The 18,588-nt window shown below is 65.1% G+C and carries 17 protein-coding genes; 10 read left to right on the top strand and 7 right to left on the bottom strand.

Translation table 11 applies throughout. From position 1 onward, the window contains the following. Positions 1–158 precede the first annotated feature (158 nt). Complete coding sequence (locus AC1DZT_RS05925; protein ID WP_478005687.1) at positions 159–1,346, top strand: glycosyltransferase family 2 protein; 1,188 nt, start codon at positions 159–161, stop codon at positions 1,344–1,346. A 63-nt stretch (positions 1,347–1,409) separates the two neighbouring features. Here the strand turns inward: AC1DZT_RS05925 and AC1DZT_RS05920 are convergent, their stop codons facing one another. Further along, entirely contained in the window at positions 1,410–1,973 is a 564-nt protein-coding gene (locus AC1DZT_RS05920) for a cupin domain-containing protein (protein WP_478005686.1), read from the bottom strand. 120 nt (positions 1,974–2,093) lie between these two features. On the opposite strand from AC1DZT_RS05920, the gene AC1DZT_RS05915 reads away from it, so the two are divergent. Next, the gene (locus AC1DZT_RS05915; RefSeq protein WP_478005685.1) at positions 2,094–4,043 is read left to right on the top strand and encodes an oxidoreductase; all 1,950 of its coding nucleotides are present in this window, start codon (positions 2,094–2,096) and stop codon (positions 4,041–4,043) included. Between the two features lie 15 nt (positions 4,044–4,058). Here AC1DZT_RS05915 and AC1DZT_RS05910 read toward each other — a convergent pair whose 3' ends face one another. Then, the gene (locus AC1DZT_RS05910; RefSeq protein WP_478005684.1) at positions 4,059–4,706 is read right to left on the bottom strand and encodes a carbonic anhydrase; all 648 of its coding nucleotides are present in this window, start codon (positions 4,704–4,706) and stop codon (positions 4,059–4,061) included. Between the two features lie 155 nt (positions 4,707–4,861). On the opposite strand from AC1DZT_RS05910, the gene AC1DZT_RS05905 reads away from it, so the two are divergent. Genes AC1DZT_RS05905 through AC1DZT_RS05895 form a run of 3 tightly spaced genes read left to right on the top strand, consistent with a single transcriptional unit; the run spans position 4,862 to position 7,501 of the window. After that, the gene (locus tag AC1DZT_RS05905; protein WP_478005683.1) at positions 4,862–5,251 is read left to right on the top strand and encodes a hypothetical protein; all 390 of its coding nucleotides are present in this window, start codon (positions 4,862–4,864) and stop codon (positions 5,249–5,251) included. A 53-nt stretch (positions 5,252–5,304) separates the two neighbouring features. Beyond that, positions 5,305–6,684, top strand: a complete 1,380-nt coding sequence (locus AC1DZT_RS05900) for a leucyl aminopeptidase family protein (RefSeq protein ID WP_478005682.1) — start codon at positions 5,305–5,307, stop codon at positions 6,682–6,684. Between the two features lie 4 nt (positions 6,685–6,688). Beyond that, entirely contained in the window at positions 6,689–7,501 is an 813-nt protein-coding gene (locus AC1DZT_RS05895) for a C40 family peptidase (protein ID WP_478005681.1), read from the top strand. Between the two features lie 5 nt (positions 7,502–7,506). On the opposite strand, the gene AC1DZT_RS05890 is transcribed toward AC1DZT_RS05895, so the two are convergent. Next, entirely contained in the window at positions 7,507–7,854 is a 348-nt protein-coding gene (locus tag AC1DZT_RS05890) for a DUF2794 domain-containing protein (RefSeq protein WP_478005680.1), read from the bottom strand. 307 nt (positions 7,855–8,161) lie between these two features. Then, positions 8,162–9,169 carry an asparaginase gene (locus AC1DZT_RS05885; RefSeq protein WP_478005679.1) on the bottom strand — a complete coding sequence of 336 codons (1,008 nt, stop codon included), beginning with the start codon at positions 9,167–9,169 and terminating at the stop codon, positions 8,162–8,164. A 159-nt stretch (positions 9,170–9,328) separates the two neighbouring features. On the opposite strand from AC1DZT_RS05885, the gene AC1DZT_RS05880 reads away from it, so the two are divergent. Then, positions 9,329–9,850, top strand: coding sequence for an invasion associated locus B family protein (locus AC1DZT_RS05880; protein WP_478005678.1), 522 nt, complete (start codon positions 9,329–9,331; stop codon positions 9,848–9,850). Positions 9,851–9,853: 3 nt separating this feature from the next. Here the strand turns inward: AC1DZT_RS05880 and AC1DZT_RS05875 are convergent, their stop codons facing one another. Continuing rightward, complete coding sequence (locus AC1DZT_RS05875; protein ID WP_478005677.1) at positions 9,854–11,614, bottom strand: calcium-binding protein; 1,761 nt, start codon at positions 11,612–11,614, stop codon at positions 9,854–9,856. A gap of 130 nt (positions 11,615–11,744) precedes the next feature. On the opposite strand from AC1DZT_RS05875, the gene rlmN reads away from it, so the two are divergent. Both rlmN and AC1DZT_RS05865 read left to right on the top strand, forming a co-directional pair. Further along, on the top strand, positions 11,745–12,968 hold the full coding sequence (gene rlmN / locus AC1DZT_RS05870; RefSeq protein WP_478005676.1) for a dual-specificity RNA methyltransferase RlmN: 1,224 nt from the start codon (positions 11,745–11,747) through the stop codon (positions 12,966–12,968). A 124-nt stretch (positions 12,969–13,092) separates the two neighbouring features. Beyond that, positions 13,093–14,130 carry a fatty acid desaturase gene (locus AC1DZT_RS05865; protein WP_478005675.1) on the top strand — a complete coding sequence of 346 codons (1,038 nt, stop codon included), beginning with the start codon at positions 13,093–13,095 and terminating at the stop codon, positions 14,128–14,130. A gap of 18 nt (positions 14,131–14,148) precedes the next feature. Here AC1DZT_RS05865 and AC1DZT_RS05860 read toward each other — a convergent pair whose 3' ends face one another. Then, entirely contained in the window at positions 14,149–14,754 is a 606-nt protein-coding gene (locus tag AC1DZT_RS05860) for an EF-hand domain-containing protein (RefSeq protein WP_478005674.1), read from the bottom strand. Positions 14,755–14,902: 148 nt separating this feature from the next. On the opposite strand from AC1DZT_RS05860, the gene AC1DZT_RS05855 reads away from it, so the two are divergent. Next, the gene (locus AC1DZT_RS05855; protein WP_478005915.1) at positions 14,903–16,105 is read left to right on the top strand and encodes a winged helix-turn-helix domain-containing protein; all 1,203 of its coding nucleotides are present in this window, start codon (positions 14,903–14,905) and stop codon (positions 16,103–16,105) included. 34 nt (positions 16,106–16,139) lie between these two features. On the opposite strand, the gene AC1DZT_RS05850 is transcribed toward AC1DZT_RS05855, so the two are convergent. Continuing rightward, on the bottom strand, positions 16,140–16,922 hold the full coding sequence (locus AC1DZT_RS05850) for an alpha/beta hydrolase (protein ID WP_478005673.1): 783 nt from the start codon (positions 16,920–16,922) through the stop codon (positions 16,140–16,142). Positions 16,923–17,039: 117 nt separating this feature from the next. Here AC1DZT_RS05850 and AC1DZT_RS05845 point away from each other — a divergent pair, with 117 nt between their 5' ends. Next, entirely contained in the window at positions 17,040–18,518 is a 1,479-nt protein-coding gene (locus AC1DZT_RS05845) for an NAD-dependent succinate-semialdehyde dehydrogenase (protein WP_478005672.1), read from the top strand. Positions 18,519–18,588: the final 70 nt, after the last annotated feature.

The raw sequence follows: 18,588 nt of genomic DNA, 5'->3' as shown, positions 1-18,588 counted from the left end.
CCTTGGCTCTTGGGAAACAATGAACGCCGCTCCCCCGGATTGCGCGCTGACAAGAAAAGACCGACCGCAGGTCACGCAAATGCCCGAATCTCTGCCGAAAAGAGCGTCAGACAGGCGCAAGCCAATGACCCAACCCAGCCATCTTCGGGGATTTCGTGATGACCGAGCTGACCATCCTGATGCCGTGCCTGAACGAGGCCGAAACGCTCGAGGCCTGCATCGTCAAGGCCCGCGCCTATCTGGACCGCAGCGGGGTGGAGGGCGAGATCCTGATCTCGGACAATGGCTCGACCGACGGCAGCCAGGCGATAGCCGAGCGGCTGGGCGCAAGGGTGGTAACCGCCCCGCAGCGCGGCTATGGCGCAGCGCTGATCGCCGGCATCCGCCACGCCCGCGGCACCTATATCATCATGGGCGACAGCGACGATTCCTATGACTTCTCCCGGCTCGACCGCTTTGTCGCCGTGCTGCGCGACGGGGCCGAGCTGGTGATGGGCAACCGCTTCAAGGGCGGGATCGCCAAGAACGCCATGCCGCCCCTGCACCGCTACCTCGGCAATCCGGTGCTTTCGACCATCGGCCGCGTGCTTTACGCCACCCCGATCGGCGATTTCCACTGCGGCCTGCGCGGCTTCTCCCGTGCCGCCGCGCTGCGGCTGGAGCTGAACTCGCCCGGCATGGAATTTGCCTCGGAGATGGTGATCAAGGCCACGCTGATGGGGCTGAAGATTGCCGAAGTGCCGACCACGCTCAGCCCCGATGGCCGCTCGCGTCCGCCGCATCTGCGCAGCTGGCGCGATGGCTGGCGGCATCTGAAGCTGCTTTTGACCTTCGCGCCCTATTGGCTGTTCTTCTACCCCGGCATGCTGCTTCTGGCGCTGGGCGGCACGGCCTTCACGGGGCTCATGTTCGGGCCACTGCGCATCGGCGGCGTGACCTTCGACATCGCGACCCTGATCCTCGCCTCGGCCCTGGTGCTGACCGGGTTCCAGATGGTCTGTTTCTATGCGCTGGCAAGGGTCTTTGCCGTGCGCTTCGACCTCCTCCCCTCCTCCCCCGATTTCGAGAAGCTGCGGCGCCTGATCAGCGTGGACAGCGCCTGCCTGCTGGGCGGTGCCTTCCTGCTGGTCGGTCTGGGCGCCACCGTGACGGCGATCCTGCAATGGTCCGCCGCGGGCTTCGGCGACCTTTCCCCGGCGATGATCGTGCGCCCGGCCTCGCTGGCGGTGGTCTGCGCCTCGCTCGGCGTGCAGACGATCACCACCGGTTTCCTCTGGGGCATGCTGAACCAGCGGGTCGAAACCTCGCTTCTGACCAACCGCTACCAGGTGCCCGAGGTCAACTGAGCCCTTCCCACCGCCGATCTTCAGCCCGGTTCCCGCAAGGGGACCGAGTTTTGTTTTGCCGTTTCAGAAGCTTGGCGGGCTGATTGCCCAAAGGATCACCGCCTCTTCCGGCCCCGGGTTGCGGTAGCGGTGCGGCTCGCGCGAGGAAAAGCTGCAGCTGTCCCCGGCGTGGAGGAGGAAGTGCCGCTCGCCCACCCAGAACTCCAGCTGGCCCTGCAGGACAAAGCCGACCTCGTCGCCCTCGTGGCTGTAGCTTTGCGCGCTTTCGGTGCCGGGGGGCATCCTTGTGTGGATCATCTCGACCTGAAGGCTCAGCTTCGGGGTCAAGAGTTCGTCCACGATGCCGCCGTCATATTGCAGCGACAGGCGGTTGTGGCGGCGGATGACATAGCCGCGCTCGTCTTCCGGCACCACGGCTTCGCCCGCGAAGAACCATTGCACGGTGACGCCCAAGGCCTTGGCGATATTGACCAAAGCGGGGATCGAGGGCGAGGCGAGGTTGCGTTCCAGCTGGCTGATGTAACCGGTCGAAAGCCCGGCCGCCTGCGCCAGGGCGGCCAGCGTCAGCCCGCGCCTCTTGCGCAGGCCGCGGATGCGTTCGCCAAGGATCTCACTGGTCTCTGCCATGCGCCCAAGCTGATCCATTACAATAACCTTGGCAAGTTTATTCCCAGAGTAAAAATTTCCTTTGAAATTTTACTGAACTGCCGTACCACTCCGCCAGATCCCCTCAGCAAGGTCGCCGCCATGCGCTTTCCCCATCTCTTCGCCCCGCTCACCCTCCGCGGTGTCACCCTGCGCAACCGGATTCTCTCGACCGGGCATGACACGACCTTGCCGAGCGATGGCACCGTCAACCCCGCGCTGATCGCCTATCACAAGGCGCGGGCCGAGGGCGGGGCGGGGCTGATCGTCACGCAGGTGGCCGGGGTGCACGAGACGGCCCGCTATACCTCACATCTCCTGATGGCGACTTCGGATGACTGCATTCCCGGCTACCGCGCCCTGGCCGAGACGGTCCATGCTTCAGGCTGTGCGATCTTCTCGCAACTCTTCCACCCCGGTCGCGAGATCATGGAAAGCGCGGATGGATTGCTGGCGGTGGCCTATGCGCCCTCGGTCACCCCGAACGAGCGCTTTCACGTCATGCCGCGCGCCCTCACCCTGCCCTTGATCGCCGAGATCGTGGCCGGCTACGCCTCTGCCGCCCGGCGGATGCGGCAGGCGGGGCTGGACGGGGTCGAGGTCGTGGCGAGCCACGGCTATCTGCCGGCGCAGTTCCTCAACCCGCGTATCAACCGCCGCACCGATGCCTATGGCGGCAGCGATGCAAACCGCCTGCACTTCCTGCGCGAGGTTCTCGCCGCGATCCGTGCCGAAACCGACGAAGGTTTCGTCATCGGCCTGCGGATCAGCGGCGGCGAGCGCGATGACGAGGGGCTGACCCTGGAGGAGGCGATTGCCGCCTGTGTCGGGGCCGAGGATCTGCTGGATTATGTGAATGTCACCACCGGCACCTCGGCCTCGGTCGGCGGCGCGGTGCATATCGCCCCGCCGATGGCCTTCACCCCGGGCTATGTGGCCCCCGAGGCATCGAGCTTTCGCAAGGCGTTGAAAATCCCGGTCTTTGTGGCGGGCCGCATCAACCAGCCGCAAGAGGCCGAGGCGATCCTTGCCAGCGGCAAGGCCGATATGTGCGGCATGACCCGCGCGATGATCGCCGACCCGCAGATGCCCAACAAGGCGGCACGCGGGGCGGTCGATGACATCCGCGCCTGCATCGGCTGCAATCAGGCCTGCATCGGGCATTTCCATCGCGGGCTGCCGGTGTCCTGTATCCAGCATCCCGAAACCGGGCGCGAACTGACCTATGCCAGCCTTGCCCCCGCCCCGAAAGCCAAGCGCGTGATGGTGGTCGGTGGCGGCCCTGCCGGCATGAAGGCCGCCGTCACCGCCGCCAAGCGTGGCCATCTGGTCACCCTCTATGAAGCCGCGCCGCAACTGGGTGGCCAAGCGCTGAAGGCGCAGCTTCTGCCGCGCCGGGCCGAGTTCGGCGGCATCGTCACCAACCTCTCGCGCGAGCTGGAGCTGGCCCAGGTTCAGGTCCGCCGCGGCATCAGGGTGACTGCCGAATTTGTGGCGCAGGAAAGGCCCGATGCGGTGATCCTCGCCACCGGGGCCCTGCCGCATGTGCCCGACCTGCCCAGCGATGGCGAAATGCAGATCCTCACCGCCTGGGACATTCTGGAACGCAAGGCCCGCCCCGGCGCGCGGGTTCTGGTTGCCGACTGGCGCTGTGACTGGATCGGCCCGGGCATCGCGGAACACCTGGCCCGCGAAGGCTCACAGGTCACTCTGGCCATCAACGGCACCCATCTGGGCGAGGTGCTGCCGCTTTACGTGCGCGACAACATCGCCTCCGAACTGCACCGGCTGCAGGTCAAGGTCATGCCCTATGCACGGCTTTACGGCACGGCGGGCGACACGGTCTATCTGCAGCACACCGCCAATGGCGATGCGATCGAGGTCGCGGGGGTGGATACGCTGGTCCTCGCCCTCGGCCATGTGCCGGTGGAAGGCCTGTCGGAGAGCCTGCAGGCCATGGGGGTGGAGGTGCATCTGATCGGCGACTGCCTCGCCCCGCGCACGGCGGAGGAGGCGGTCTACGAAGGCCTGAAGGCGGGGGTTCTGGTCTGACCCCCGATCATAGGCTCAGACCGGAACGAAACCGCCCTTGGACGGGTCATATTGCTCCAAGGCGCCCTCGCCGGTGTTGTTCCAAAGGCCATGCAGGGTCAGCATGTCATTGGCGACAGCCTCGCGGACGAAGGGGAAGGTGATCAGGTTTTCCAGGCTCACCAGCACCGCCTGACGTTCCAGAGCGGGCACACGCTCGCCTTCGGGAAGGCCCGCGATGCGCTGATAGCCGGGGCGCAGAATGTCCATCCAGCGGCCGACGAAGGAGGACTTCTCCTCCAGCTGCGGGGCAAGGCCGGAACACATGTCGTGGCAGCCCTTGACGCCGCCGCAGTTCGAATGGCCCAGCACGACGATATGCGCGACGCCCAGCGAGGTGACCGCATATTCGACCGCCGCCGAGGTGCCGTGGTATTCGCCATCCGGGTTATAGGGCGGCACCAGGTTGGCGACATTGCGGTGGATGAAGAACTCCCCCTCATCCGCCCCGAAGATCGAGGTGACATGCACCCGGCTGTCGCAGCAGGAGATCACCATCGCGCGCGGATGCTGGCCGCCTTCGGCCAATCGGCGATACCAGGCGCGGTTTTCCTGATAGGTCGTGGCGCGCCAGCCGTGAAAGCGGCTCACGAGATAGGTCGGCAGGGGGCGGGCTTGGTCCATGCGAGGCTCCTTCGTGGTCGGCTGACCATAGTTTGCAATTGCAGCAAATTCGAGAGGATTCGTAGCGACTATCCGCATCGCCTTTGGGCCGCGGGGAACTATTTCTTCAGCAAGCCGGTGCAGGATGGGCCTTGGGTGACGAAGGAGTGTGGGAAATGACAGCTGTGAATGTGGTGGCCTTGCGCCCCAATGACCGGGTGCGCCAGGACGCAGAGCCAATTGCAACGATCTATCGCAATCTTGGCACGACCTCGGCCGAACAGGTGGTGACGCGGGCCCTGACCGAACTGGCGGTGACGATGTCGGGCCTGGCCGCCCAGGTCCAGGCGCATGACCTGGCCAACATGGCCCGCCAGCTGCGCCGCCTGCAACGGATGAGCGAGAACCTCGGCATGGTCAGCCTCGGCCTGATCGCCGACGACGTGCGCACCTGTATCGAACGCAGCGATGTCACCGCCTTCTCCGCCGTCTGGGCGCGGCTTTTGCGGGTGGCCGAACGCTCGCTGGCGGTGGATCGCGGGATGTTGGGCCTGACCCAGGGTTAGGCCTCTTGCAGCCCGGCGCGGAAAAGCTAGGGTCAGGGCGACAGGAGAATGCCATGACCGATGCCCGCTTTGCCGATCCCGCTGCGGCCTTTCACACCCTGACCGTGGTCAGCGCCGACGACTGGCCCGCCTTCCGCGACGTCCATCCGGCGAAGGACTGGCTGATGGCCACCGGGTTCGAGGCGGCGCTGGGCGATCTGCGGCTGATCCCCGGGGCGGGGGGTATTTCCGCCGTGGCCGGGCTCGGCAGTGCGAAATCCCGTGCGCGGCTGCGCTTTGGTCTGGCCAAGGCGATCGCCGGCCTGCCCGCGGGCAACTGGGCGCTGGAGGGGAACTTGACCCCTGCCGAAAAGGACGAGGCCACGCTGGCCTGGCTGTTGCAGGCCTACCGTTTCGACCGCTATCGCCCGGGCAAGACCCCGGCGGCCCAAGCCCTCCTCCGCCTGCCCGCAGGGGTGGACGGCCCCCGGATGATCGCCATGGCGGAGGGAGAGTTCCTGACCCGCGATCTGGTTAATACCCCGGCTTCCGACATGGGCCCGGCAGAGCTTGAGGATGCCTTCACCGCCCTCGCCACCCGCTTTGGCGCCGCCACCACCGTGGTGCGTGGCGAGGATCTGCTGGCGCAGAATTTCCCGATGGTCCATGCCGTGGGCCGCGCCTCGACCCGCGCGCCGCGCATCATGCAGATGCGCTGGGGCAGCGCGGGGCCGAAGCTGACCCTGGTCGGCAAGGGCGTCTGCTTTGACACCGGCGGGCTGAACATCAAGCCTTCGTCCGGCATGAACCTGATGAAGAAGGACATGGGCGGTGCGGCCACCGTCCTCGGGTTGGCCCATATGATCATGGCGCTGGACCTACCCCTGCAACTGCGCGTCATTGTGCCCGCGGTGGAAAACGCCATCTCCGGCAATGCCTTGCGTCCGAAGGACATCCTGACCTCGCGCAAGGGCCTGACGGTGGAGGTCAACGATACCGATGCCGAGGGGCGGCTGGTTCTGGGCGATGCCCTGGCCTGGGCCGAGGAGGAGCCTTCCGACATGATCCTGTCGATGGCCACCCTGACCGGGGCGGCGCGGGTGGCGGTGGGGCCGGACCTCGCGCCCTATTACTGCAATGATCTGGGTGTCGTGGCGGCGCTTGAGGCCGGGGCCGTCGCCGGTTTCGATCCGGTCTGGCGCCTGCCCTTCCACGACCCCTATGAGGTGGTGATCGAGCCGGGCATCGCCGATCTCGACAATGCGCCGGGTTGGGGCTTTGCCGGCTCGGGCACAGCGGCGCTGTTCCTGCGCCGCTTTGTCGACAACCCGCGCTATCTGCATTTCGACATCTATGCCCATACGCCCTCTGACCTGCCGGCGCGGCCCAAGGGCGGTGTGGGTCAGGGCGCAAGGGCAGTGCTGAACGCCTTGCCGGCGATCCTGGGGCTGTAAGGCGATGGACCGCCGCCTCACCCCCGCCACCACCCGCGTGGCCCATGTCTCGCTCCGCGGTGTGGTCGAGGCCCCGGCCTACACCGAGGGGCAGCTCCGCCAGATCGCCGTCCCCCTTGCCGACCTTCTGCGCGAACCTTTCGGTGCGCGCGAAAGACAGCTCTGGCTGGGCGAGGATTTCACCGTGATCGACCGCGATCAGGGCCATGCCTTCGGCTTTGCCGCCAAGGACGGCTATTGCGGCTGGCTGCCCGAGGCGATGCTGGAAGAGGCACCGCCGCTGACCCATTGGGTCGCCTCGCCCGGCACGCATCTTTACCCCCAACCGCGCTCCTCCTCGCGCGAGATCGCGGCCCTGCCGATGGGGGCGCGACTGTCGGTGATCGGGCAGAACGGCAAATATGCCCAGACCTTGCAAGGCTTCGTTCCGGCAAGCCACCTTCTGCCGCTGGGCGAAACCCTGTCCGATCCGGTGGCGGTGGCGGAAAGCTTCCTGCATTCGCCCTATCTCTGGGGCGGCAATGCGCGGGCCGGGCTCGACTGCTCCGGCCTCTGCCAGATCGCCTTTCACGCCTGCGGGGTGACGATCGGCGGCGATGCCGATTTGCAGGAAAAGGCCGGATCGGTGGTGCAGGGCGAGTTCCGGCGCGGCGATCTTCTGTTCTGGCCCGGCCATGTCGCGATGGCGGTGGATGGCGAAAGGCTGATCCACGCCAATGGCCATACCATGTCGGTGGCCTATGAAGGCATTGCGCAGGCGATCACAAGGATCGAGGCGCAGGAAGGCCATCCCCTGCGCAGCCACCGCAGGCTCTAAGCCGTTCAGTCGATCGGCCTGACGGCTTTCGGTTCCAGCACGCGCAGCACCTGGGTCAGATCATGCCCGCGCCGCAGGATGCGCCCATCCATCGCCACGACCGAATACATTCCCTGCTTGCCGCGCAGGGCCGGGCGCTTTTCCACCCGGTACAAAGGCATTTCCGCGGTGCGCCGGAAGATCGAAAAGATCGCGATGTCGCGCAGCGTGGCCAGCGCATAATCGCGCCATTCGCCCAGGGCGACCATCCGGCCATAGAGCGTGAAGATCTGGCCAAACTCGCGGCGGTCGAAACAAACCTGCTCGGGCGGGCGTTCGGGATGCGGGAAAGGGGTCGGCGTCAGAACCGTCATGGGTCAAGTCTACCGCCGCAGTGTCACAAATCAAGAGCCTGTCGCCGCGCCAAAGCCGCTCTGCCGCGCCCTGCCCATTTTCGACCATGAAATGAACGCAGCCGCGCCCAAAGCCGGTCCCGGCTGCGCCATTATCCGGCGCTAATGGTGCATTACGAAACGCAGAAGCCGGCGGGCTCGGGTTGTAGCCCCCACCAAGCCCGGCCTGCCGGTGACTGTCCTGCGAAAAAGGCCCCCGGCAGAACGCCGGGGGCCTTCGCGCATTGGCTGGGCGGTAGGATGGGCAATCTGCCCATCTTCCAGAGGCTTAGAGGAACCCCGGCGCCAGCTGCAAAGTCCCGGTCTCGATGCCGCGCCAGTTCTTCTGCACCGTGTTGAGGCGCTTGGCCACCGCAGGATGCCCCGCCTCCAGCGCGCCCAGCCGGATCAGCAGCGCCGTCATCACCGCATCCGAGGCCCTTGCCCCGCCATCGACGATCTTGATCGCGATGCCGCGCTTCAACTCGGGGAGGATCGCCACATGCACCGCCTCGGCCCCGCCCTTGATCGTGACCTTGCCGCCCATCGCGCGCATCAGCTCGGTATCGGTCGAGGTGTCGCCCGCCACCAGCTCCGGATAGGTCGCCATCGCCTTGGTCAGCCGGTACATCGCTTGGTCACGCTTGTCGCCCTCGCCTGTCGCCCCGGCAAAACGCCCCATCGCCCGCGCCAGCCCGTGGACCGAGGTGGCAAAGTTCGGCGCCGAGCAGCCATCGACGCCCCAGCCCGGGCTCGTTTCGCCGGTGGTTTCCTCGAACGCCTGCTTGATCATCACTTGCAGGGGGTGGTCGTGTTCCACATATTCCGGCCCGCCCTTGATATGGCGGTTCATGGTCAGGAAGCCCGAATGCTTGCCCGAGCAGTTGTTGTGGTACTGGCACGGGCTTTCGCCGGCGCGGATCAGGCGGTCGCGCTCGATCTTGTCGGTCGGCTCGTGCGATCCGCAGCGCAGGTCGGCCTCGCCCATGCCCAGACCCTCCAGCCAGCTGGCGGCCATCTTCACATGCAGGGCCTGGCCCCAGTGGCTGGCACAGGCAAAGGCCAGCTGCGCCTCGGTCAGCCCGAACTGATCGGCGCAGCCGCTTTCCATCAGCGGCAGGGCCTGGATCATCTTGCAGGAGGAGCGCGGGAAGATCACCTCTTCCGGGTTGCCCCAGGCCTCGATGATCTCGCCCTTCTCGTCGCAGATCACCGCGTGACCGGCGTGATAGCTCTCCAAAAGCCCGCCGCGCCAGGTTTCCACCATGGTCTGCGCCGTCTGGTTGGTCTTTCCCATCGTTTTCTCCTTCACGTCTTGGCGAAAAACTGCCCATAGGGCTTTCGCGAAACGGACTTTATCGGTTACATATGGGATATCGAGTGAATGTGGCCCGCGCCACAGGAAAAACCCCGATCAAGGGGGCCGGGCGGGCAGAGGCTTCTGGAGGCTTAAGATATGACAAACTGGATGATGCGTGCCGCGCTCGGCACGGCCCTGGTTCTGACGGCAGGTGCGGTAAACGCACAGGCGACCTCTGACAATCTGGTGGCCAGCAAGACGGCATGGAGCGTCTTCGCCGACAGCAGCCCGAAAGAATGCTGGGGCGTGTCCAAGCCGAAGGAAAGCGTGAACACCCGCGACGGCAAGCCGGTCTCGGTCAAGCGCAGCGACGTGATGCTCTTCGTGACCTTCCGCCCCGGCAAGCCTTTGGGCGAGACCTCCTTCACCGGCGGCTATACCTTTGCCGACAAATCCACGGTCGATGTCACGATCGACGGCAGCACCTTCAAGCTGTCGACCAAGGGCGAATGGGCCTGGTCCAGCGCCGATGACGACGCCAAGCTGATGGCCGCCCTGCAAAAGGGCTCGACCGCCACGCTGACCGCGCATTCGGCCAAGGGCACCCAGACCAAGGACACCTTCAGCCTCTCCGGCTTCACCGCCGCGATGACCGAAGCCGCCAGCCGCTGCAAGTAAGCGTCAGCTGTACAGCGCGAAGTCGTCCCAGCTCAGGGCGGCGTGATTGCTGAGGCGCGCCAGAAGCACGGGTGAAAAAGCCCATCCGCTGCCGTCCGCATCAAAGTAGAGATTTCCGGTCGCCCTGTCATACAGGACGATCTGCGAGGTGGTTTTCGCGACAGGGGCGCCCGGCAGGTTGAGAAATTGCGCCGAGGTCAGCGTTGTGCCCTCGAAAGAGGCGGACCATTCGATCGGAAGAAAGATCTTGTCGACGCCATGGGTCACGTCAGCCAGGCGGTCGACCCCGGAGGAGGCGGGCATTGCATCCGTGAAGAAGAACGAGTCCGCGCCCGCCCCTCCCACAAGTGTATCCACCCCGCTGTAACCCCAAAGTGCGTCGTCGCCCTTCCCGCCGACGAGCGAATCGCGCCCCTGCCCCCCAATCAGAACGTCGTTGCCGCCACCCCCAAAGATGAAATCGTTGCCGTCATTGCCCCAGATATAATTGGTCAGGGCGTTGCCGGTCAGATTGTCGGCCCTGTCGCTGCCAGCGAGGTCTTCGAAGTTCAGGGCAATCTCGCGGTTGCCATAACCGTCATCCAGCACCCGCCCGCCATAGAGCCCCAGGTTGACCGTCAGCCCATGACCCGTTCCGTGGGATTCCCAAAGGGACAGCAAGTCGGTTCCCACGCCGCCGTCCATCAGATCCCGGCCACTCCCGGCGCTAACGGTGTCCTCCCCGCTCCCGCCCAGCAAAGTGTCGTTGCCGATGTTGCCGTAGATCTCGTCGTTGCCATCGCCGCCGCTCAGGCTATCATTGCCGCTGTCGCCCCAGAAAATGTTGTCCTCGGCGCCGCCGTAAAACCTGTCGTCGAAAACAGAGCCTGCCAACTGACGCGCGAAATCGGCGGTTTCGATATTGCCGAAGCCATCGTCCCGGACCTGCTCTGTTTTCAGGGTCAGGTCGACGACGGCGCCATGTCCGCCGTCGTCAGCCGACCAGAAGGCCAGAATAGCGCTGTACCCAACAGACATCCGATCGACGCCCGGACCACCATCGATAAGCCCGCCACCGTGGATGTAATCGTTGCCTTCGCCGCCATAGATCGTGTCAAAGGCGTTTCCAGCTTGCAGGGAATCATTCCCGGCGCGCAGCCAGACCTCCATGCCATGCATGCCATCCCCTTGCGCCAGCCTTACATTATCACCGCTGGATGCGTCGTTCGAGGTCACAATCATTTCGATGCTGTTGATCGAGTAATCGTTCTCGCGATAGCCATCGTTCACGATCGACAATCCGAAATATTTCGGTTCAATCGTGACGCCGAGGCCGTTGAAGATAAGCCTGTCAACGCCGTCTCCACCGTAATAGCTGTCGTGGCCATTGCTGGCGTAAAACCAGTCGTCGCCGCCGCTGCCATAGAAATTGTCGTCGCCGGATTGCATCTCCAACCGCAGGGCCTCGGCATCGGGCTCCAGGACCTTGTGGGAACCGTCAACCAGCCCGAACGCGAATTTGGCGAAACTTGTTGCAGTTATATGCAAGTCTCGGGCGATGGCCAGTTCCTTGGTGCCGTCCCAGACGGTCATGGCGGTAATCGTTCCGAATACCGGGATTCCCGTGCCGCTGCGATAATGCAGGTCGAAGCCCTTAATCTTGACGGTCAATCCGGCACTCGAGATATAGCTGAAAGAGGTGCTGGTTTCATTGGTGGGGACGCCGCCGACAATATCGTTGATGCTGTCGAAAGCTTCGGTCGTCAAAATCTGAAAATCAGCCACGTTCTATCCTCGACTCGCCTACAAGGCGAGGTGACCATGGTTCGCGGGCTCCGGCAAGCTGCCATGCGTATGCCGCCTGTTTTCTTTTGCTGGCACTTCACCTATATGCACCGCTTCAGGAGCCAGACCCATGACCACCGCCCAGACCCCGACCGTTCAGACCCCCATCCTTCCGACCGCCACGCCGCAGGCCCCGCTTGTGCAGGATCTGCTGACCATTCCGCGCAAGCTGGCGGAGGGGGGCAAGACCAACATCATCGGTCTGACCCGGGACGAGCTGCGCGCGGCCTTGATCGCGGCGGGCACGCCTGAGAAGCAGGCCAAGATGCGGGTCGGTCAGGTCTGGCAATGGGTCTATTACTGGGGCCTGCGCGACTTCATGGCGATGAGCAACCTCGCCAAGGATTTCCGCGTCATGCTGACCGAGAAATTCTGCATCGAATTGCCCGAGATCGTCACCCGCCAGGTCTCGGAAGACGGCACCCGCAAATACCTCGTCCGCATCCAGGGCGGGCATGAGGTCGAGGTGGTCTATATCCCCGAAGAGGGGCGCGGCACGCTCTGCATCTCGTCCCAGGTCGGCTGCACGCTCACCTGTTCCTTCTGCCACACCGGGACGCAAAAGCTGGTGCGCAACCTGACGGCGGCGGAAATCGTCGGTCAGGTCATGCTGGCGCGCGACGATCTGAACGAATGGCCGGTAAAGGGCGAGCCGAAGCCCGAGGTGCGTCTGGTCTCGAACATCGTGCTGATGGGCATGGGCGAGCCGCTTTATAATTTCGACAATGTCCGCGACGCGATGAAGATCGTGATGGATGACGAGGGCATCGGCCTTGGTCGCCGGCGGATCACCCTGTCCACCTCTGGCGTCGTGCCGGAGATTGCCCGCACCGCCACGGAAATCGGCTGCCTTCTGGCGATCTCCTTCCATGCCACCACGGATGAGGTGCGTGACAAGCTGGTGCCGATCAACAAGAAATGGAACATCGAGACGCTTCTGGAGGCCCTGCGCGCCTATCCCGGCCTGTCGAACTCGGAACGGATCACCTTTGAATATGTGATGCTGGACCATGTGAACGACAGCAAGGAAGACGCCCTGCGCCTGGTGGAACTGCTGAAAGGCATTCCCGCCAAGGTGAACCTGATCCCCTTCAACGAATGGCCCGGCGCGCCCTACAAACGCTCTTCCGGCAACCGGATTCATGCCTTTGCCGACATCATCCACAACGCAGGCTATGCCTCGCCGATCCGCACCCCGCGCGGCGAGGATATCATGGCCGCCTGTGGACAACTCAAATCCGCGAGTGAAAAACAGCGCAAATCGGCCCTGCGTGCTGCGCCCGCAGCGGAATAGTCTTCCCTGAGGCGGCCAAAGGGTCCACAATGCAGCCCAGCCCGGGCTTGAGCCCCGGACCCTCAGAGCGAAAGCTGAAATTTGGTTCTGCCTTTCCTCTGCGCCTCTCAACATAGGCCCCTGAATGACAATTGACCTTGCCGTCGCCAAGGCGCGACAAGAAGCAGCCCGCAAATGGGTGCTGACGCTGGCGCGCTACCGCGAGCCTTCGACCCGGCGCAGCATTTTCGAGCTTTGCGTGACGCTCGTGCCCTTCCTGATGCTCTGGGCGCTCGCCTGGGCCGCGCTGGAAGTGTCGCCCTGGCTGTCGCTCGCCATCGCGATGCTGAACGGCGGCTTTCTGGTGCGGATCTTCATCATCCAGCACGATTGCGGCCATGCCTCCTATTTCCACAACCGGACGGTTTCGGACTGGCTTGGCCGGGCCTTGGGCGTGCTGACGCTGACGCCCTATGACGTCTGGAAGCGCACCCATGCCGTCCACCATGCGCAGCACGGCAACCTCGACCGGCGCGGCATCGGCGATGTGCTGACCCTGACGGTGGAGGAATACCGCGCCCGCAGCCGCTGGGGCCGGCTGATGTACCGGCTGTACCGCCATCCCCTGGTGCTGTTCGTGCTGGGGCCGAGCTATCTGTTCATCCTGCAGAACCGGCTGCCGATGGGCCTGATGAAATCGGGCTGGCGCTATTGGACCTCGGCCATGGGGACCAATGCGCTGATCGCGATCATCGTGGCCTTGATCCTCTGGCTTGGCGGGCTGATGCCCTTGCTGCTGATCTACATCCCGACCTCGGTGATCGGGGCGACGATCGGCGTCTGGCTTTTCTACGTCCAGCACCAGTTCGAAGAGACGCATTGGGCGAAAGAGCCCGACTGGCAGATCCATGACGCGGCCCTGGAAGGCTCGTCGCACTACCAACTGCCCCAGCCCCTGCAATGGCTGACCGGCAACATCGGCGTGCATCACGTCCACCACCTCTACAGCCGCATCCCGTTTTACCGCCTGACCGAGGTGCTGCGCGATCAGCCGGTTCTGGCCCAGGCGCAGAAGCTGACGATCCGCGAAAGCCTCGCCTGCGTGAAGCTGAAGCTTTGGGATGAGAAGACCCAGCGCCTGATGTCCTTCCGCGAGATGCGGCAGATCTATGGGGCGGGCTGAAAAGCCGCCCCCGCGATCCTATAGCCCCAGGGCCGCCATGCCGCGGTCATGCTCGGCCGGGGTCATGATGCCGTCGTCGTCGAAGTCGAAGAGCGCGGCAGGGTTGGCGCGCAGGCCGCGGCCTTGGCTCACACTTACCTGACTGTCGGCGGCGGCGCGAATCTCGTCTGGTGACAGAACGGCGTCGTCATTGGCATCTGAGGTAAAGAAGGCCTCGGCCGCGCCCTGAATCTGGCGCACGCTCAGCGCCTCCTTGATTTCCTGTTGGGTGACCTGGCCATCGTTGTTCAGGTCAGCGCTCAGGATTTGGCCAATGTATTGCGCACGTTGCTGGGCGGTCTGGACCCGCGTGAGCACCCGGTAGTTCAACGGGCTGTCGCTCTGGCGGCGCCATACACCGTCGAACTGGAACATCATCTGGTCGAGCATAGACCGCGCCTCGGATGGGCGCGATTTGTATTGTATCATCTGTTGCAGTAAAACACGCAGGTTGCGGTCGCTGGCGGCCTTGGCTGTCATCGCGGCCAGATCGGCGGCGGGGTCGGGTGCTGCGGTTTCAGCCAGGGCCGGGCCGAAGGCGGGCAAGGCGGTGAGGGCAGCAAGAAGAAGGCGGGGAAATTTCATCTGGGAAAACCTTTGCAATGACACGGACACCGACCTGCCAAGCGAGTTTGACACAACTATGGCGAAAGCGGAACGTTCTGCGTTCCAGCTGACCCAGCCCGCAGATCCGCTTGGCCCGGCCCCTGTCGCCTGCTAGCCTTGGCCCATGATCCTGCTTCCCAACCAAGCCGCCCGCCGCCTGTTTCTGGACCGTCACGCCCTTGCAGAGCCGCCCAGCGGCCCGGCCTCGGGGGCGGCGCTGGCCGCGCTGATCGACCGGATCGGCTTTGTCCAGGTCGACAGCATCAACACGGTCGAGCGGGCGCATCACATGATCCTCTTCGCCCGCCGCCCCGCCTACAAGCCCGAGGCGCTGCATCGGTTGATCGAGAAGGACCGGCTGATGTGGGAACACTGGACCCATGACGCCTCGATCCTGCCGATCCATCTGCACGGCCATTGGCACCACCGCTTCGAACGCGACGCGACGCGCCTGCATGGCAACTGGCAGAAATGGTTCCGCGACGGCTATGAGGCGCAGTTCGAGACCATCCTGCGCCGGATCGAGGAGGAGGGGCCCCTCACCACCTCGGACGTGGGCGAGGGCGAGGTGCGCGGCAAGGGCGGCTGGTGGGATTGGCACCCGTCCAAGACCGCGCTGGAATGGCTGTGGCGAACCGGCAAGCTGGCGATCACCCGGCGCGAAAGCTTCCGCAAGGTCTATGACCTGTCGCACCGCGTCATCCCCGAGGCGCATCACCCGCAAAAGGGCGACCGGGCCAGCATGGTCGACTGGTCCTGCAATGCAGCACTCGACCGGCTCGGCTTTGCCGACCCGAGCGAGCTGCGCGCCTATTGGCACATGATCTCGCCGGACGAGGCCAAGGCCTGGGCGCAAGCCGCCCTGCAAAGGGGCGAGGTGGTGCCTGTCGAAGTCGAAGGCGCCGATGGCAGGATCAAGCGCAGCCTCGCCCGGCCCGATGTGCTGGCGGCTGCGGCCAATGCCCCCGAACCGCCGGGCCGCCTGCGCATCCTGTCGCCCTTCGATCCGGCGCTGCGCGACCGCGACCGGGCCTTGCACCTTTTCGGCTTTCACTACCGGATCGAGGTTTTCGTCCCCGAACCCCAGCGCAAATACGGCTATTACGTCTTTCCGGTGCTGGAAGGCGCCCGCCTGATCGGCCGCATCGACGCCAAGGCGCACCGCGACCAATCCACCCTGCGCATCCGCGCCTTCTGGCCCGAGCGCGGCATCGCGATGGGCACGGGCCGCCTGCAACGGCTGGAGGCCGAGCTGGACCGCCTCGCCCGCTTTGCCGGTTGCGAAAGGGTGGAGTTCATGGACGGCTGGCTGCGCGAGACGCTGGCCTGAGAATGGATATTTGAACCAGAATGAAAGGGGCGGGTCAGAGCCCGTTCAGGCAGGCGTGGGTCAAGGCGCTGGAAGGGTCGGCCAGATCGTCGATCACGTCGTAATGGTGGCGGGTCGCGGCGACGGTCCAGGGGCAGGTCCAAGCCTCGGACAGGGTGCGCGCCTGCCAGAGGAAGGAAGGACGTTCCAACCCGCCGACCCAGACATGGGCCTGGCAACCGGGCCGCAGCGCCAGCCGGGCCGGGCTTTCGCTGGCGACCTCGGCTTCGTCCAGGTGCAGGGTGGCCTGCTTTTCGGTCTGCATCAGAGGCGCGAGTTCGGAGAGCGGCGAGATCGGCACCACCCGGGCGACCTGCGGCAGGTCGAGATCGCTGCATCCCATCCGCGCCGCCAGATGCCCGCCTGCGGAATGGCCAGTCACCACCACCGGCCCCGCCACCAGCGCCGCGGCGGCGCGCAGGCTGGCGGTGACCTCGGCGGTCATCTGGCTGATCCGCGCCTCGGGGGCGAGGGTGTAGGAGGGCATCGCACAGGCCCAGCCCCGCGCCAGCGCGCCGGCAGCCAGATGCGACCAGTCCTCGCGGCCAAAGCTCATCCAGTAGCCGCCATGGACAAAGACCAGAAGACCGCGCGGTGCTGCCTCGGGCTGGAACAGATCGAACAGCTGGCGCCGCCCCGTTCCATAGCGCAGGCCAAGCTGGGCCCTTGCGCCGATGGCCTGCCGGAACCCCTCGGCCTCGGCGCGCCAGCGCGGCGGATAGGCGCTGCCGCCTGCGATATAAGCGCCGATCTGATAGGCGGCTTCCATGTCCTGCATTCCACTCCTCCAGTTCTGCGCAATCCTTAAGTCCAGACCCCTGCCCGGAACTGGACTTTTCCCCAGCCCTGCGCCATTGCAAACCATAGAAGGCAAACGAGTCATGGAGGCCCACTTATGCTCGATTCCGTAACCGATCTGCGCGCAATGCTGAAGGACCCATCCCTGCTTCCCAACAAGGCCTATATCGCCGGGGAATGGGTGGACGCGGCCGATGGCGCGACCTTTGACGTGACCAACCCGGCCCGCGGCGACGTGATCGCCCGCGTGCCCGACATGACCCGCGCCGATGCCGCCCGCGCCATCGCCGCCGCCGACAAGGCGCGCCGCGGCTGGGCCGCCCAGACCGGCAAGGAACGCGCCGCCGTCATGCGCAAGTGGTTCGACCTCTGCATGGCCAACCAGGATGACCTTGGGATCATCCTGACCGCCGAACAGGGCAAGCCGGTGCCGGAAGCCAAGGGCGAGGTCGCCTATGGCGCCTCCTTCATCGAATGGTTCGGCGAAGAGGCCAAGCGCATCTATGGCGAGACGATCCCCGGCCATCAGCGCGACAAGCGCATCACGGTGATCAAGCAGCCGATCGGCGTGGCCGCCTCGATCACGCCGTGGAACTTCCCCAATGCGATGATCGCCCGCAAGGTCGCCCCGGCGCTCGCCGCCGGCTGCGGTTTTGTCTGCCGCCCGGCCTCGGAAACCCCGCTGTCGGCGATTGCCCTGGCGGTTCTGGCCGAACGCGCCGGGGTTCCGGCGGGGGTCTTCTCGGTCATCACCTCCAGCCGCGCCTCCGACATCGGCAAGGAGTTCTGCGAGAACCCGGCGATCCGCAAGCTGACCTTCACCGGCTCGACCGAGGTGGGGCGGATCCTGCTGCGCCAGGCCTCGCAGCAGGTGCTGAAATGCTCGATGGAGCTCGGCGGCAACGCGCCCTTCATCGTGTTCGACGATGCCGACCTCGACAAGGCGGTCGAGGGCGCGATGATCTCCAAGTTCCGCAACAACGGCCAGACCTGCGTCTGCGCCAACCGGATCTATGTGCAGGCCGGGGTCTATGACGCCTTTGCCGAAAAGCTGGCGGCGGCGGTGAACAAGCTGGCCATCGGCGACGGTCTGACCGCAGGCACCACCACCGGCCCCTTGATCAACGAGGAAGCGGTCGAGAAGGTCGAAGAGCATATCGCCGATGTCGTGGCCTCTGGCGGCAAGATCATCACCGGCGGCAAGCGCCATGCGCTCGGCGGCACCTTCTTTGAGCCGACCGTGGTGACGGGCGTCCTGCCCACCGCCAAGGTCGCCACCGAAGAGACCTTCGGCCCGCTCGCCCCGCTCTTCAAGTTCGACACCGAGGAAGAGATCATCGCCCGCGCCAATGACACGATCTTCGGTCTGGCGAGCTACTTCTACTCGCGCGACATCGGCCGGATCACCCGGGTGCAAGAGCAGCTGGAATACGGCATGGTCGGCGTGAACACCGGCCTGATCTCGACCGAGGTCGCGCCTTTCGGCGGCGTCAAGCAATCCGGCCTCGGCCGCGAGGGCAGCCACCATGGCATCGAAGACTACATGGAAATGAAGTATATCTGCCTGTCGGTCTGATCGCATCTTCTGCCCCGGGCGAGGCTTGGCCTTGCCCGGGTGCCCCCCCCGGCGGCTTTTGCGCCCCCTC

This window comes from Rhodobacter sp. P1_C2 (genome assembly GCF_056406375.1).
Note: the sequence above shows the minus strand (reverse complement) of the source record. Positions and strands in the feature narration are given on the sequence as shown.